Below are 15,610 nucleotides of genomic sequence, written 5' to 3' on the forward strand. Positions count from 1 at the left end.
CTCTAAATTCTTTTCTTGACGCGTTTTCTTCACGCGAACCGAAATTCCACTTCGCTCAAAAACGCTCTAGCCGGCGGCGCTGATCGGCGCCAGCGCCAGCGGCGACGGGTCGTGGTGGTGCTGCAGGCGGAAGAACGAGGCGTAGCGGCCGCCGCGGCGCAGCAGCTCCTCGTGACGCCCGCGCTCGACGATCTCGCCGCCCTCGACCACCAGGATCGCATCGGCATGCATGATGGTGTGCAGGCGGTGCGCGATCACGATCGTGGTGCGGCCCTGGCAGAGATGCTCGATCGCCTCCTGCACCTGCTTCTCGGACTCCGAATCGAGCGCGGCGGTGGCCTCGTCGAGCAGGATGATCGGCGCGTTCTTGATCAGCGCGCGGGCGACCGCGATGCGCTGGCGCTGGCCGCCGGACAGTTGGGTGCCGTGCTCGCCGACCGGGGTATCGTAGCCGAGCGGGAAGCTCATGATGAAGTCGTGCGCGCAGGCCGCCTTGGCGGCGTCGATGATCTCGGCCTCGGTGGCGCCCAGCTTGCCGAAGGCGATGTTGGCGCGGATGGTGTCGCGGAACAGATAGACGTCCTGGCCGACATAGGCGGTCTGCTGGCGCAGCGACTTGCGCGACACCTGCGAGATCGACTGTCCGTCGATCAGGATCTCGCCCTCGCGCGTCTCGTAGAAGCGCAGCAGCAAAGCGAGCACCGTCGACTTGCCGCCGCCGGAGGGGCCGACCAGCGCGGTGACCTTGCCGGGCTCAGCTGTGAAGCTCATCCGGTTCAGCACCGGCTCGCCGGGCCGATAGGCGAAGCTGACGTCGCGCAGTTCGATCCGCGCGTCGGAGAGCTTGAGCGCCGGCTTGTCGTCGTCGGCCTGCTCGCTCGCCGGGCTGTCGACGACCTCGAGCAGCATCCGCGCGCCGACCAGCTGGCTGTTGAGGTCGATGTTGAGCCGCGCCAGCCGCTTGGCCGGCTCGGTCGCCATCAGAAAGGCGGTCAGGAAGGTGAAGAACTGGCCCGGCGTGGAGCCGAGCGCCACCACGCTGTAGCCGCCGTACATCAGGCAGCCGGCGACCGCGAAGCCGCCGAGCATCTCCATCAGCGGATTGGAGCGGTTGGCGACGCGTGCCATCTTGTTGGCGTTGCGCTCGACGATCGCGATGTTCTCGTCGATCCGCTGCTGCATGGTGTCTTCCAGCGTGAACGCCTTCACGGTGCGGATGCCCTGCAGCGATTCCTGCATCGTCTCCATGATGTCGGCGGTGCCGGTGAACTGGTTGTAGGCGAGCCCCTTGATCCGCTTCACCAGCCTGCGCAGCATCAGCATCGCCGGCGGCACCGCCACGAGCCCGATGAACGACATCAGCGGGTCCTGCCAGACCATGACCGCGAGCATACTGATCAGCATCAGAAAGTCGCGGCCGATCGCATTGACCAGCATGTTGAGCACGTCGGTGATCGACTTGGCGCCGGCGGTGAGCCGCGCCAGGAACTCCGACGAGTGCCGCTGCGAGAAGAAGCCGATGCTCTCGCTCATCAGCTTGGCGAACAATTGCCGCTGGTTCCGTGCCAGGATGGCGTTGCTGATCTTCGACAGGATCACCATGTGGCCGTAGGTCGCCACGCCCTTGATGAACAGCAGCACCACGGTGATGCCGGCGAACATGGCGATGCCGGGGATGTTCTTGTCGACATAGGCCTGGTTGATCACCTGGCCGAGCACGTAGGTAGCGCCGGCCGTCGAGCCGGCGGCAACGGCCATCAGGGCGAACGCCGTCAGATAGCGCCGCCAGTAGGTGATCCCCTGTTCCGTGACCAGACGGCGAATCAGGATCGCCGCGCCATAGGGATCGTCGGTAATTTTCTTTGGAAACTGAGCCATCCGCGTTCCATTGACGGCGGGCCGTGCCGGCCGTCAGGGTTGCGGACCTCCTTGCCCGCTTGGCGGGGCTTTTTCAAGTATAATAACGGCGTGATAACGGCTTGATTTTTAGGCCGATTCTGCCTGTCGCGCGGAGCCTCCGCGGTCCCGGAACAGTTTCTCCTCCCAGGCCAGCGCGTGGCTCGCAATGGTCTCGAGATCGTCGTAGCGCGGGGTCCAGTCGAGAGCTGAGCGGATCCGCGTGGTATCGGCCACCATGGTCATGATGTCGCCGGGCCGGCGCGGCGCATAGGCGACCGCGAAATTGCGCATCGAGACCCGGCGCACCGCCTCGATGGTCTCGAGCACGGAATAGCCGCGGCCGTAGCCGCAATTCATCGTCACCGATTGTCCGCCGCCGCGCAGATAGGACAGCGCCGAGCGATGCGCCTCGACGAGGTCGCTGACATGGATGAAGTCGCGTATGCAGCTGCCGTCCTGGGTCGGATAATCGGTGCCGAACACGTCGATCTTGGCGCGCTGGCCGGTCGCGGCCTCGACCGCGATCTTGAGCAGATGGGTGGCGCCGATGGTGGCAAGACCGACGCGGCCCTTCGGGTCGGCGCCGGCGACGTTGAAGTAGCGCAGCACGACGTAGCTCATGTCGTGGGCGGAGGCGACGTCGTGCAGCATGATCTCGGTCATCAGCTTCGACGAGCCGTAGGGCGACAGCGGACGCGTCGGCGCGATCTCCGGCACCGGCACGTGGTCCGGATTGCCGTAGACGGCCGCGGTCGAGGAGAAGATGAAGCGGTTGACGCCGCCCTTCACCGCGGCGTTGAGCAGACTGCGCGTCGTCATGGTGTTGTTGCGGTAATAGCCGAGCGGATCGCGCATCGAGTCCGGCACCACGACCGAGCCTGCGAAATGGATGATGCTGTCGATGCCGTGCTGTGCGATCACGCCCTCGACGAGGTTCTCGTCGCCGGCGTCACCGATGAACAGCGGAACACCTTCGGGCAGGAACGCGGAGAAGCCGGTCGAGAGATTGTCGACGACGACGACGCTCTCGCCGGCATCGACCAGCGCATGAACCATGTGACTTCCGATATAGCCGGCACCGCCGGTCACGAGCACGGTCATGGATAGAGCTCTCCCGATATCTTTAACGGATGATGCTAGCGGGAGTGCGGTGAAGAGGGGGTTTCGCCGCGGCCGAACTGGCCACTATGCTTAATGTTGCGTATAGGAACTGGCACGAAACGGAGACTTGCGTGCCGATCGAGAACACAGCTGCCGGCGAGCTTGAGCTCATCGTGCCCAATCTGCACCGACGCTATTCGGGTGTCACCGCGACCAACCGCATGGTCGCGCCGAAGCTTGCCAGGATGTTTCGCGCGGCCTGGCTCGGCTCGCATCGGCCCGACGGCATCGACGCGATGGGATTTGCCGATCTGATGCGGCTGTGGCGGCGCGCGCGGCCAGTGATCTGGCACGCGCGGCGCAATGACGAGATGATTGCGGGGCTGTTGCTGCGCGCGCTCGGCTGGCCGCTGAAGCTGCTGTTCACGTCGGCCGCGCAGCGGCATCACACCTGGCTGACGCGCTGGCTGATCAGCAACATGGATGCGATCATCGCCACCAGTCCGCTGTCGGCCTCATATCTCAAGCGCGACGCCACCGTGGTGATGCATGGCGTCGACACCGACCGTTATGCGCCGCCGGCCGATCGTGCTGCTGCCTTCGCCGAAAGCGGATTGCCGGGGCGCTATGCGATCGGCTGCTTCGGGCGGGTGCGCGCGCAGAAGGGCAGCGACGTGTTCGTCGAGGCGATGTGCCGGCTGCTGCCGCGCCATCCCGATTTCAGCGCTGTCATTGTCGGCGCCGTGGTGCCGGAGCAGCTGGCGTTTGCCAATGAGCTGAAGCGCAAGATCGAGGCTGCCGGGCTGCAATCGCGCATCGTCATTACGGGCGAATTGCCGATCGAGGATGTCGTGCGCTGGTACCAGCGGCTGACGATCTACGCCTTCACCTCGCGCAATGAAGGTTTTGGCCTGACCCTGATCGAGGCGATGTCGGCAGGTGCGGCGCTGGTGGCAGCGCGCGCGGGCGCTGCCGAGTTCGTGGTCGAGGATGGCCTCACCGGCGTGCTGACGCCGCCCGGCGATGCCGACGCGCTGGCGGCCGCGCTCGAGCCGTTGATGCGCGATCCGGCCGCGGCCGCGGCGATGGGGGCGCGGGCGCGCCAACGAGTTGTGGATAAGTTCAGCCTCGATGCCGAGGCGGGCGCGATCGCGGAGGTCTATCGTTCGTTGATCTGAGCCAGCACGCGCTCGGCGATCCCGACGACCTCTTCGGCGGCGATGTCGCGCATGCAGCGATGGTCGTTCATGGTGCAGACCGTGCGCTGGCACGGCTGGCACGGCAGCTTGTTTTTGGTCTGACGCACCGTTGCGGCGAGGCCGTTGAGGGGCGCCCAGAGATCGGGATCGGTCGGGCCGAAGATGCCCATCGTGGGGGTGCCGATCGCGGCCGCGATATGCATCAGCCCGGAGTCGTTGGTAATGGCGACGCTGGCGGCGGCCATCGCCAGCGCCCCGTTGCGCAAATCGGTGCCGGTGAGATCGCGGACCCGCGGGCCGCCGACAGCCGCGATCTCCTGCGCCAGCGCCTTCTCGCCGGGGCCGCCGACCACCCAGACGTCGAAGCCGTGCCCGGCGAACAGCCGCGCGGCTTCGGGATAATAGGTCCAGCGTTTCGAGACCCCGACCGAGCCGGGTCCGAGCGCGATGGCAGGACCGCTGCCGAGGCCATTGGCCTGCCGCCATCGGCTGACCTCGTCCGCGGGAACCCGAAGCTGCGGCACCGGCCATTCCGGTGGGCGGGAGGCGCCGTCGGGCAGCGCCAGGATGGCGTTCTTGTCGATGAAGCGTGGCTGCTGCTTTTCGCGCCAACGCATGGCGTTGATCAGGCCGAACCGCGCCTCGCCAAAGAAGCCGACCCGCTCCGGGATGCCCGCCAGGGCCGGTGCGATGGCCGACTTCCAGGTGCGCGGCAGCACCAGCGCGGTGGCGTAGTTCCGCTTCCGAAGCTCGGCCGCGAGCGTCCGCTGCTGGGTCAGGGCCAGCCGGCTGCGTGGCAGATCAAACACGATGCCGGCGCGGACGCCGGGCATATAGTCAACCAAAGGGGCGCAAAGCCTGGATGTCAGGAGGTCGACCGGCCGGTTGGGCCAGCGCTTGCGGAGCACCCTGACCACGGTGTGTCCGCGCACGAAATCGCCGATCCAAACATAGGGCACGACGAGGATCGGTCTGGTATCCTCGGTATCCTGTGTTTCGATATTAGATATTGAATCAATATTCATTTCTAAACTGGCCAAAGCCGGATCGGCGCGGCCACGTCGGTAACCGGTTCGCGATGTGAGGTAAAGCCGTCGTTGCCTGTGGCGCGGGAGTGGGGCAAAGCTGGCGGCTGCAAAGGAATCTGGCGGGATTTCATCAATGTTTCTGGTAACCGGGGGCGCCGGTTTTATCGGATCGAACGTCGTGGCCGCGTTGAATGACGCCGGGCGCAGCGACGTGGCGGTCTGTGACATTCTTGGGGACGACGGCAAGTGGCGGAACCTGGCGAAGCGCCAGATCGCTGATTTTGTGCCGCCGGCCGAGCTCGGCGACTGGCTGAAGGGCCGCCGGCTGGACGGCATCCTCCATCTCGGCGCCATCTCGGAGACCACTGCGACTGACGGCGATCTGGTGATCGAGACCAATTTCCGTCTCTCGATGCGGCTGCTCGACTGGTGCACCGCGAATGCTACCCCGTTCATCTATGCCTCCTCGGCCGCGACCTATGGCGACGGCGACCAGGGCTTCGACGACGATGGTTCGGTAGAGGCGTTGAAGCGGCTGCGGCCGATGAACCTGTACGGCTGGAGCAAGAACCTGTTCGACCTCGCCGTCGCCGAGCGCGCGGCGAAGGGCGAGCCTCTGCCGCCGCAATGGGCGGGGCTGAAATTCTTCAACGTGTTCGGCCCGAATGAATATCACAAGGGTCCGATGATGAGCGTGCTGGCGCGCCGCTTCGACGACATCAGGGCGGGCCGCGTCGTGCAGCTGTTCAAGTCGCACCGCGAGGGCATCGCCGATGGCGATCAGCGCCGCGACTTCATCTACGTCGACGACGTCGTGCGCGTGATGATGTGGCTGGTCGCGACGCCGCGGGTGTCCGGCATCTTCAATGTCGGCACCGGCAAGGCGCGCAGCTTCAAGGACCTGATCGTCTCGGCCTATGGCGCGCTCGGCCTGCAGCCGAACATCCAATATGTCGACATGCCCGAGCAGATTCGCGGCAGTTACCAATATTTCACCCAGAGCGTTGTCGATCGTCTCGGGCGCGCCGGATACAATGGCGGTTTTACGCAGTTGGAAGACGCGGTCGGGGCCTATGTGAACGGCTTTCTCGATTGCGCGGATCGCTATCGCTAGAGCGGATGACGGTGACTGATGTTCGATTTTGAAGCGATTTCGCGTGCAATGGCCGGCCAGACCGTGCTCTGCGTTGGCGACCTCATGCTCGACGAGTTCGTGTATGGCGAGGTATCGCGAATCTCGCCGGAGGCGCCGGCGCCGGTGATCGCGGTCAGGCGCAGCGAGAGCAATATCGGCGGCGCCGGCAACGTCGCGCGCAATATCGCCTCGCTTGGCGGCCGCTGCATCTTCGTCGGCCTGATCGGCGAGGATGCCGCCGGCACTATGCTATCAGAGGCGCTGGCGAAGGAGGCCGGCATCGAAACCGTGCTGGTGCGCGACGCCGCGCGTCCGACCACGCGCAAGGTGCGCTTCGTCTCCGAACAATTCTCGACCCATATGCTGCGTTCCGATTGGGAGCTGGCGGCGCCGGCCGCGCCCGCCGTCGAGCAGCAGCTGATCGACGCGATCCTGCCGCGGCTTGCGCACGCCGACATCGTGTTGCTGTCCGACTATGCCAAGGGCGTGCTCACCGCGCGCGTGATCCACAACGTGATCGACGCCGCGCGCCAGGCGGGCAAGCGCGTGATCGTCGATCCCAAGAGCGCCAATCTCGCGATCTATCGCGGCGCAACCGTGTTGACGCCGAACCGCAAGGAATTCGCCGAGGCAACCCGCAGCCGTGCCGACAGCCAGGACAACATCGCGCAGGCCGCGCCCGATGCGATGTATCTTGCGGATTGCGAGGCGATGCTGGTGACGCAGGGCGAGCGCGGCATGACGCTGGTGACGCGGGAGGGCGGCTCGATCCATGTGCCGGCGCTGCCGGTCAAGGTGCGCGATGTCTCCGGCGCCGGCGATACCGTGGCCGCGGCGCTGGCGCTGGCGCTGGCCGGCGGTGCCGATTGGGAAGGCGCGCTGCGGATCGCGAGCGCGGCGGCCGCGGTTGCGGTCGCCAAGACCGGCACCGCGATCGTCAGAGCCGCCGAGTTGCGGCGAAAGATCCTGCCGCACGCCTCGCTGGCCGCCGAGGAGAAGATCGTCCCGGCCGGCGGCGATATCGACGCCTATCTCGAGGAATGGCGCCGGCAGGATCTGCGGATCGGCTTCACCAATGGCTGCTTCGACATCCTGCATCCCGGCCACGTCAAGGTGCTGACCGCCGCGCGCGGCGCCTGTGACCGCCTGATCGTCGGATTGAACAGCGACGCCTCGGTGAAGCGCCTGAAAGGCGAGGGGCGTCCGGTGCAGAACGAGCGCGCCCGCGCCGAGGTGCTGGCGGCGCTGGAAGCCGTCGACCTCGTCGCGATCTTCGAGGAGGACACGCCGATCAATCTGATCACGAAGGTGCGGCCGAGCGTGCTGGTCAAGGGTGGCGACTATACCCGCGAGCAGGTGGTCGGCCACGAGATCGTCGAGGCCGCCGGCGGCGAGGTGGTGCTGGTCGAGATCCTGCAGGGCCACAGCACGACCTCGCTGGTTGCCCGGGCCCGCGAGGGCAAGGCGTGAGCGCGAGCATGGCATCCCCGGCAGGCGCCGCGGCGTGTCCGGCCTGGCGCGATCCGGCGCGCTGGCAGACCACGACCGACGTCGTCGCGGTCCTGATTGCGCTGTCGCTGCCGTGGTCGACCTCGCTGGTCGGCATCTTCGGTGTGGTGCTGCTGATCTCGATTGCGCCGACCGTCGACCTGCCGGCGTTCTGGACGCTGCTGAAGCGGCCGATCTGCGTGGCGCCGGTCGCGCTGTTCTGCCTCGCGCTCGCCGGCACGCTCTGGTCGGACGCCGCCTGGGGCGCGAGATTGTACGCGGTCGGGCCGACCGCAAAGCTCTTGGTGCTCCCGGTCTTGCTCTATCACTTCCAGCGCTCGACGCGCGGGACGTGGGTGTTCGTGGCTTTTCTCGTCTCCTGCACGCTCCTGATGCTGATGTCGTGGCTGGTGCTGGCCTATCCCCACCTCGCGCTGCGGGCGCCTGGCCCCGGCGAGCAGGGCGTCTTCGTCAAGAACTACATCGACCAGAGCCAGGAATTCACGCTGTGCGCGGTCGCGCTATCCTATCCGATCGTGATGCTGTTGCGGGCCAATCGCATCCTGATGGCCGTGCTGCTGACCGCGATTGCGCTCAGCCTGCTTGCCAACATGGCGCTCGTGGTGGTGTCGCGCACCGCGTTGGTGACGATTCCGATCATGTTCGCGGCGTTTGCGCTGCTGCATTTGCGCTGGCGAAGCATCGTGCTGATCCTGTGCGCAGCCGCAGCGTTGTCCGTGGTGGCGTGGTATGGATCGTCACCACTGCGACGGACGGCCGAGTCATTCCAGCGCGACTACAAGCTCTATATGGAGCGCAACGAGGCGACGTCGCTTGGTCTGCGGCTCGAATTCTGGCGCAAGTCGCTCGGCTTCTTTGCCGAGGCCCCGGTCATCGGCCACGGCACCGGCGCGACGCGGGGCCTGTTCGAGCGCGTCGCGACAGGCGGCCTGAACCAGGCTTCCGCGGAAGTGATCGGAAACCCCCACAATCAAACGTTGAACGTCGCGGTGCAGTGGGGCATTGTGGGTGTAGCGATACTGTACGCGATGTGGCTGCTGCACCTGTTGCTGTTCCGCGGCGACGGTCTCGTCAACTGGATCGGGCTTCTCGTCGTGGTACAGAATATTTCAAGTTCGTTGTTTAATTCACACATCTTCGACTTTCATGAAGGCTGGATGTACGTGCTGGGCGTCGGAGTTGCGGGCGGTATGGCATTGAAGGGGCGATTGGGGACGGATATGGAACCCGAGCCGCCGATCCGTCCATGATCGCTGGCAAGGGCTCCGCAGATACGCTACAGCCTGCCAATGTCCCGTCACCAACTCCCAGTTGCCAGCAACCCGTCTGCTAGATGACGCGCCTTTCACAATTCACCCTGCGCAACTTCCTGATTCTGGCACATGACGCGCTCGCGACGACGTTTGCGTTGCTGGCGAGCTTCTATCTGCGCTTCGAAGGCAGCCTGCTGACCGACCGGCTGCCGCATTTGCTGCGCATCCTGCCCTGGTTCGTGCTGTTCAGCATCGTGGTCAGCTATTTCTCCAACCTGACCACGGCGAAATGGCGCTTCACCTCGCTGCCGGATGCGGTGAACATCCTGCGGGTCGCAGCGGTGCTGACGCTGGCGCTGGTCGTGGTGGACTACGTCTACTTCTTCACCGGGGCAAATTCGCCAAGTCCGGTGTTCCTCGGACGGGTCACGATCATCCTGTTCTTCTTCCTTGAGGTGTTCGCGCTGAGCGCGCTGCGCCTCGGCTATCGCTACTTCCGCTATTCGCGCACGCGTCTTCACGCGCGGTCCGACAATGCCGCGTCGGCGCTGCTGGTCGGACGCACGGCCGACGCGGAAGTCGTGCTGCGCGGCATCGAGAACGGCGCCATCAAGCGGCTTTGGCCGGTCGGCGTGCTCTCGCCGTCGGCCGCGGACCGCGGCCAGATGATCCGCAACATTCCCGTGGTCGGCGGCGTCGATGACATCGAAGCGGTGATTCGGGATTTCGAGACCCGCCAGCGGCCGATCAAGCGCGTGGTCATGACACCGTCGGCGTTCGAGCCGGACGCGCATCCGGAAAGCGTGCTGATGCGCGCCAAGCGGCTTGGCCTGATGGTGAGCCGCCTGCCATCGCTGGAGGGCGGCGACGCACCGCGGCTCACCAATGTCGCGGTCGAAGACCTCTTGCTGCGCCCGAGCCAGAAGATCGACTACGCGCGGCTCGAGGCGCTGGTGAAGGGCAAGTCCGTCATCGTGACCGGCGGCGGCGGTTCGATCGGTGCCGAGATCTGCGACCGGGTCGCGACCTTCGGCGCGGCGCGCCTCCTGGTCGTTGAGAACTCGGAGCCGGCGCTCTATGCGGTCACCGAGGCGCTGTCCGAGCGCGACAGCGGGCCCGAGATCGAGGGCCGGATCGCCGACATCAGGGACCGCGAGCGCATCACGCGCCTGATGAGCGAGTTCAAGCCCGACATCGTGTTCCATGCCGCGGCGCTCAAGCATGTGCCGATCCTCGAACGCGACTGGAGCGAGGGGGTCAAGACCAACATCTTCGGGTCGGTAAACGTCGCCGATGCGGCGCGTGCCGCCGGCGCGAGCGCGATGGTGATGATCTCGACCGACAAGGCGATCGAGCCGGTGTCGATGCTCGGTCTGACCAAGCGGTTCGCCGAGATGTACTGCCAGGCGATGGATCACGACCTGATGACCGAGGCCAAGGGCAAGGCGCACATGCGGCTGATCTCGGTGCGGTTCGGCAACGTGCTGGCGTCGAACGGGTCCGTGGTGCCGAAGTTCAAGGCCCAGATCGAGGCCGGCGGACCGATCACGGTCACCCATCCGGACATGGTCCGCTATTTCATGACGATTCGCGAAGCCTGCGATCTCGTGATCACCGCGGCGACGCACGCAATGACGCCGGCGCGGCCCGACGTCTCGGTCTATGTGCTGAACATGGGGCAGCCGGTGAAGATCGTCGATCTCGCCGAGCGGATGATCCGCCTGTCGGGCCTGCAACCGGGCGTCGACGTCGAGATCGTGTTCAGCGGTATCCGTCCCGGCGAGCGGCTGAACGAGATCTTGTTCGCAAGCCAGGAGCCGACGCTCGAAATCGGCGTCGCCGGCGTCATGGCCGCCAAGCCGAACCAGCCTCCGATGTCGACGCTGCGCAAGTGGCTCGCGGCGCTGGAAGATGCGATCGAGAGAGATGACCGCGTGACCATCCGTGCCGTCCTTCAGGACGCCGTGCCCGAGTTCGGGTCGAATGCCGCCTGACCGCGCCGTCCTGCGGGCGATCGGGCAGGACCGTTTCGAAAGCCATTGATGCCCAGTTCTCGAAAAGTCGTGGTCGCCAGCCAGCACTATCCGCCGGACCACAGCACGACCGCCGCGATCATGTCCGCGATCGCCGAACGGATCGCGCAGGAGGCGGACGTGGTGGTGGTGTCGGGGATGCCGGGCTCGGCGAGGGCGCCGATGCCGGGGCGGCCCGTCGTGGTCGAGATCAGGAATCGGCTGCCGGGAAAGGCGGCGCTGATCAAGCGTGCGCTGGCCGAGGCGCTGTTCACGGTGCGGATGTTCTTTGCGCTGTTGTCGCGGCTCAAGCGGGGCGACGTGGCGCTGACGGTGACCGCTCCCTTCGCGCTGCCCTATGCGGTTGCCGCCGCCGCGAGGTTGAAGGGCGCCAAGTCGGCTTTGATCATGCACGACCTGTTTCCGGATGTGCTCGTGATGGCCGGGCTGCTGCGGCCGTCCTCGCTGGTTGCGCGGGCGATGCGCGCGATCAACGCGCTGATGTTCCGGGCCTTGAACGCCGTCATCGTGATCGGCCGCGACGCCGAGACGTTGCTGCTGCGCTATCGCGGCATGACACCGGACAAGATCAGGTTCATCCCGAACTGGGCGACGCTCGCCCCCGGCAATCGTCCCGTCAGCCCCGATAATCCGTTCCGCAAGGCGATCGCCGCCCGCTTCGTCGTCGGCCTGTCCGGCAATCTCGGCTTCACCCACGATCCGGATATCGTCTTTGAGGCCGCGCGGTTGTTGCGCGACGAGCGCGAAATCCATTTCCTGCTGTCGGGATGGGGCATGGGCTTTGCGCGCTTGAAGCAGATGCAGGCCGAGGCGCAGCTCGCCAACGTCACGCTGGTCGAGCGCGTCGCGGATAGTGAGCTCGATGCGCTGCTCTCCAGCGCCGACGTCTGGCTGATCCCCTATCGCAAGGACGTTGCCGGCGTCTCGGTACCGAGCCGGTTCTACAATCTGCTCGCCGCCGGCCGGCCCGTCATCCTGGTGTCCGAGCCCGAGGCCGAGGCCGCGCTCACCGTCAGCGAGAACCGGCTGGGCTGGGTCGTCACGCCGGGAAGGCCCGATCAACTCGCCGATGCCGTCAGGCTGGCGTCGCAATCGCAGGACGCCGAGATGGCCGGGCGCGCCGTCGCGACCGCGCGGACCTTCAGTCCCGAGCGGGCGCTGTCGAGCTATGCCGCGCTTGTTGCGGAGCTGTTATCCAATCGCGATGTGGAGCGGACGGCATGAATGATCGTCGCCCGACGGTACTGGTCACGGGTGCGAGCGGCTTCGTCGGTCGCCATGTGGTGCCCGAGCTGGAGCAGAACGGCTGGATGGTGCGACGCGCGGTGCGCACCTCGCCGCAGGATGCAAACGACGTGGTGATCGGCTCGCTCAGTCCGGCCACGGACTGGCGCGCCGCGCTCGAGGGCGTGGACGCCGTCGTTCATCTCGCCGCTCGCGTTCACCAGCAGTCCGACGAACAGGCGATCGAGCTCTATCGCAACGTCAATATCGAAGGCACGCTGCATCTGGCGCGTTCGGCGGTCGCGGCGGGCGTTCGGGACTTCATTTTTGTCAGCACGATCCTGGTGCATGGCCGCAGCAATTACGGGCGCCCGCCGTTTCGCGAGGACGACGTCCTGACGCCCCGCGGCCTCTACGGAAACTCGAAGGCGGCCGCCGAAGTCGGTCTGAAGGAGATCGTGCCGGGCAGCGGCATGAGGGTGACCGTGATCAGGCCGCCGCTGATCTACGGCGCCGGGGCGAAGGGAAACTTCGCCCTGCTCAAGCGCGCGGTGCTCAACCGCATGCCGCTTCCGCTCGCCTTCGTGAAGAATCGCCGCGCGTTCCTGTCGGCGGAAAACCTGGCGTCGTTCATCCTGTATCGGTTGTCACGGCCGGGAAATGATTTCGACGTGTTTCTGGTCGCCGACCGCGAGCAGGTCTCGACCCGGGAGTTCGTCGAGCGGCTGGCCCGCGCGGCGGAAACCTCACCGCGCCTGTTCTGGTTGCCGTTGCCGCTCCTGAAGCTGTCGCTCACGGTAGGCGGCCGCAAGGAAGCCTATGACAGCCTGTTCGCCTCGCTTGAACTTGATCTGTCCAAGGTCGCGAGCACCGGATGGCAGCAGCCGATCAGCCTCGATGAGGGGCTGAGGCGCGCGCTGAGCCGAACGGATATCTAGATTTTATTTTGACGCGCTTCTTCATGCGAACCGGTATCCGCTTCGCTGGAAAACGCTGAGGCGATCAGAACGGCCGCGAGAACCGGCGCAGTTGCCAGGCGACGGCGATCGCGCCGGCCAGCAGCAGGACGGTGTCCGCAGTGAGCGAGTTGAGAGCGACCGAAGCGAATGCCAGCAGCGCCAACACCACGTTGAGGGCAAAGACCTCGCCGACGACGCGCCACACCGTAAATCCGTTGTCGGTCGCGCGCTGATAGAAGTGCGAGCGGTGCGCGGACCAGAACGGCTCGCGCCGCGCGATGCGGCGAACCAGCGTGACCGTCGCATCGGCCAGATAATACAGCGGCAGCAGCAGCGCGGCGGCGAATTGCTGATGCAAAGCGAGCTCGAGCAGGCACCAGCCGAGCAGCAAGCCGATCGGCAGGCTGCCGACGTCACCGAGGAATATCTTTGCCACCGGCCGGTTGAACGGCGCGAAGCCGAGCAGCGCGCCGCACAGTGCCGCCGCGACCAGCGCTGGAGCCGCGGGGACGTGGCCGAAGCTGCCGAGCAGGGCGACGGCCACCGTGATCGGCACCGCCTCGGCCGCCGTCATCAGGTCGAGCCCGTCCATGAAGTTGACGAGGTTCACGAACCAGAGGCCGGCGATCAGCAATAGGCCGCGTTCGAGCCAGACCGGGCAGACCGGTACGAGCCTGAGATCGGCCGGCGCCGAAAACACCACGGCTGCCACGGCGGCGGCCTGCAGCAGCAGCCGCGGGGCGACGGGCAGCGAGCGGATATCGTCGGCAAAGCCCACCACCGCGATGAACAGGCAGGCCGCGAACACCATGAATGGCACCGTCAGGTCCGGCGATCCGGCCATGACGATGACGATCCCGCCCGCGAGCAGCGTGGCTGCGATGACAGCGATGCCGGCGCCCTGCGGCGTTGGGATGCGGTGCGACGAGCGGGCGTTCGGCTTCGCCAGCGCGACGCGCAGCAGCAGAGGCCGCGTCGCCCGGATCAGGACGGCCGAGATCGAGGCGGCCAGCACCGCAGCGATCAAAGACAGGAGAGTTTCGAAACTGCTCATTCTGGTCCGGCTACTGCGACCCCGGGACTTCGATCGGCTCGGCGCCCTTGGCGGCCTTTTCCGGGCTGAGGATCCACACCAGGCCGCCGAACACGCCGACCACGAACGACACCGCGCCGAACAGCAGCGAGATGTTGACGCCCTCATTGGCGACCAATCCGGCGTAGCCGAAGGCGAGCGCCATGGTGGCCTCGCGCACTCCCCAGCCCGCGATCGAGATCGGCATCATCGTGATCAGCATGACCGGGGGCAACAGCTGGAAGATCTCGCCGAAGGTGACGGGGGCCGTGATCGACTTCACCACGCACCAGGCGATCACGACAGTCACCACGTGAATGGCGATCGAAAGGGTCGCGACCCGCAATCCGTGCTCGCGGCTGAACAGCACCCGGTTCGCGATGACCGCGCAGGCGTGGATGTGGTGCGTTGCCCACCACTGCTTCAGCCAGGGCCACGGCAACAGCCCGATCACCAGGAAGCCAAAACCGGCCGCAAGCGCGGCGAGATCGAGCAGCAGCAACGCCAGCCAGCCGTTTGTATCGGAGATCAGCCGGTAGCTCCAGGGCAGGGTGGCCGCGATGACGACGGCAAGCGCGATCAATCCGACCGCGCGATCGACGAAGATCGAATAGGTGGCCGCGCGCCAGCCCGCACCGGCGCGCGCGACCAGCCAGAGCCGCACGGCGTCGCCGCCGATCGAGGACGGCAGTGTCTGGTTGAAGAAGGTGCCGATCACGTTGAAGCGCATCGCCTGCGCGGTTTGCAGCGGCGCGCCGCACTCCACGCTGATCTCGCGCCAGCGCAAAACCCCGAGGAAGATTTGCAGGAACGTGACCGCGATCGCGAGGCCGAGCCAGCCCAGGCTCTCGACCTGGATGCGGGCGGCGAGGTCATACAGGTTGACCTTGCGCAGCGAGAAATAGAGCAGCGCAGCCGAGATCAGGATCTTGACGGTCGAGAGCAGGATTCGGCGCATTTCCGTTCGCGCTGCCAGGTTTTCAGAATGTGTCAAAAACTGCGCAAAACGCTTTCGCGCGCCCAAATTCGCCGCCTTGGTATGGTTTCCGCACCGATCTGGCAATACCCGTGCCGACTCTATTGCGGCCCGCTCGACCGGGCGGCTAAAGAGGCCGGACCGGCAAGGGCAGCACTCACCCGGGGTTTACAATACCGGTAAAATCCGACCAGACGTGCGGGGGCACGCGTGATACTGCTC

12 protein-coding genes are annotated in these 15,610 nt (G+C 66.0%); 7 read left to right on the plus strand and 5 right to left on the minus strand.

Annotated elements, in window-relative coordinates; genetic code table 11:
* Positions 1-66: 66 nt before the first annotated feature.
* Together XH92_RS16725 and galE are read right to left on the minus strand one after the other, a co-directional pair.
* Entirely contained in the window at positions 67-1,878 is a 1,812-nt protein-coding gene (locus XH92_RS16725) for an ABC transporter ATP-binding protein (protein WP_194460173.1), read from the minus strand.
* Between the two features lie 108 nt (positions 1,879-1,986).
* Positions 1,987-3,000: a UDP-glucose 4-epimerase GalE gene (galE, locus tag XH92_RS16730; protein WP_194460174.1), complete on the minus strand. Its 1,014-nt coding sequence runs from the start codon at positions 2,998-3,000 to the stop codon at positions 1,987-1,989.
* 131 nt (positions 3,001-3,131) lie between these two features.
* Between galE and XH92_RS16735 the strand changes: the two genes are divergently transcribed.
* Entirely contained in the window at positions 3,132-4,178 is a 1,047-nt protein-coding gene (locus XH92_RS16735; protein ID WP_194460175.1) for a glycosyltransferase family 4 protein, read from the plus strand.
* Here the strand turns inward: XH92_RS16735 and waaF are convergent.
* Entirely contained in the window at positions 4,160-5,224 is a 1,065-nt protein-coding gene (gene waaF / locus XH92_RS16740) for a lipopolysaccharide heptosyltransferase II (protein WP_194460176.1), read from the minus strand. The two genes, XH92_RS16735 and waaF, sit on opposite strands and share 19 nt — an antisense overlap.
* A 136-nt stretch (positions 5,225-5,360) precedes the next feature.
* On the opposite strand from waaF, the gene rfaD reads away from it, so the two are divergent.
* The 6 genes from rfaD to XH92_RS16770 all read left to right on the plus strand — a co-directional run bounded on the left by rfaD (position 5,361) and on the right by XH92_RS16770 (position 13,319).
* Positions 5,361-6,341 carry an ADP-glyceromanno-heptose 6-epimerase gene (gene rfaD, locus XH92_RS16745; protein ID WP_194460177.1) on the plus strand — a complete coding sequence of 327 codons (981 nt, stop codon included), beginning with the start codon at positions 5,361-5,363 and terminating at the stop codon, positions 6,339-6,341.
* An 18-nt stretch (positions 6,342-6,359) separates the two neighbouring features.
* Positions 6,360-7,832 carry a D-glycero-beta-D-manno-heptose-7-phosphate kinase gene (rfaE1, locus tag XH92_RS16750; protein ID WP_194460178.1) on the plus strand — a complete coding sequence of 491 codons (1,473 nt, stop codon included), beginning with the start codon at positions 6,360-6,362 and terminating at the stop codon, positions 7,830-7,832.
* Between the two features lie 8 nt (positions 7,833-7,840).
* Positions 7,841-9,121 (plus strand): O-antigen ligase, encoded by a 1,281-nt coding sequence (locus tag XH92_RS16755; protein WP_194460179.1) that lies wholly within the window; start codon positions 7,841-7,843, stop codon positions 9,119-9,121.
* A gap of 83 nt (positions 9,122-9,204) precedes the next feature.
* Positions 9,205-11,118 (plus strand): nucleoside-diphosphate sugar epimerase/dehydratase, encoded by a 1,914-nt coding sequence (locus tag XH92_RS16760; RefSeq protein ID WP_194460180.1) that lies wholly within the window; start codon positions 9,205-9,207, stop codon positions 11,116-11,118.
* A gap of 48 nt (positions 11,119-11,166) precedes the next feature.
* Positions 11,167-12,381: a glycosyltransferase family 4 protein gene (locus tag XH92_RS16765; protein WP_194460181.1), complete on the plus strand. Its 1,215-nt coding sequence runs from the start codon at positions 11,167-11,169 to the stop codon at positions 12,379-12,381.
* The gene (locus XH92_RS16770) at positions 12,378-13,319 is read left to right on the plus strand and encodes an NAD-dependent epimerase/dehydratase family protein (protein WP_194460182.1); all 942 of its coding nucleotides are present in this window, start codon (positions 12,378-12,380) and stop codon (positions 13,317-13,319) included. Before XH92_RS16765 ends, XH92_RS16770 begins: the two co-directional genes overlap by 4 nt.
* Positions 13,320-13,383: 64 nt before the next feature.
* Here XH92_RS16770 and XH92_RS16775 read toward each other — a convergent pair whose 3' ends face one another.
* A complete protein-coding gene (locus XH92_RS16775) occupies positions 13,384-14,394 on the minus strand; it encodes a glycosyl transferase (protein WP_194460183.1) in 1,011 nt (336 codons plus the stop codon).
* Between the two features lie 10 nt (positions 14,395-14,404).
* Entirely contained in the window at positions 14,405-15,370 is a 966-nt protein-coding gene (locus XH92_RS16780; protein WP_194460184.1) for a lysylphosphatidylglycerol synthase transmembrane domain-containing protein, read from the minus strand.
* Between the last annotated feature and the right edge of the window lie 240 nt (positions 15,371-15,610).

Origin of the sequence: Bradyrhizobium sp. CCBAU 53421, from assembly GCF_015291625.1 — a bacterium.
Taxonomy (GTDB): Bacteria; Pseudomonadota; Alphaproteobacteria; order Rhizobiales; family Xanthobacteraceae; genus Bradyrhizobium.

Bases quoted from the DNA above. Each gene is read 5' to 3' on its own strand.
- XH92_RS16765 (WP_194460181.1), top strand. From the start codon at position 11,167: ATGCCCAGTTCTCGAAAAGTCGTGGTCGCCAGCCAGCACTATCCGCCG.
- XH92_RS16725 (WP_194460173.1), bottom strand. From the start codon at position 1,878: ATGGCTCAGTTTCCAAAGAAAATTACCGACGATCCCTATGGCGCGGCG.
- XH92_RS16755 (WP_194460179.1), top strand. From the start codon at position 7,841: ATGGCATCCCCGGCAGGCGCCGCGGCGTGTCCGGCCTGGCGCGATCCG.
- XH92_RS16770 (WP_194460182.1), top strand. From the start codon at position 12,378: ATGAATGATCGTCGCCCGACGGTACTGGTCACGGGTGCGAGCGGCTTC.
- XH92_RS16780 (WP_194460184.1), bottom strand. From the start codon at position 15,370: ATGCGCCGAATCCTGCTCTCGACCGTCAAGATCCTGATCTCGGCTGCG.
- waaF (WP_194460176.1), bottom strand. From the start codon at position 5,224: ATGAATATTGATTCAATATCTAATATCGAAACACAGGATACCGAGGAT.
- XH92_RS16775 (WP_194460183.1), bottom strand. From the start codon at position 14,394: ATGAGCAGTTTCGAAACTCTCCTGTCTTTGATCGCTGCGGTGCTGGCC.
- XH92_RS16760 (WP_194460180.1), top strand. From the start codon at position 9,205: ATGACGCGCCTTTCACAATTCACCCTGCGCAACTTCCTGATTCTGGCA.
- rfaE1 (WP_194460178.1), top strand. From the start codon at position 6,360: ATGTTCGATTTTGAAGCGATTTCGCGTGCAATGGCCGGCCAGACCGTG.
- rfaD (WP_194460177.1), top strand. From the start codon at position 5,361: ATGTTTCTGGTAACCGGGGGCGCCGGTTTTATCGGATCGAACGTCGTG.
- galE (WP_194460174.1), bottom strand. From the start codon at position 3,000: ATGACCGTGCTCGTGACCGGCGGTGCCGGCTATATCGGAAGTCACATG.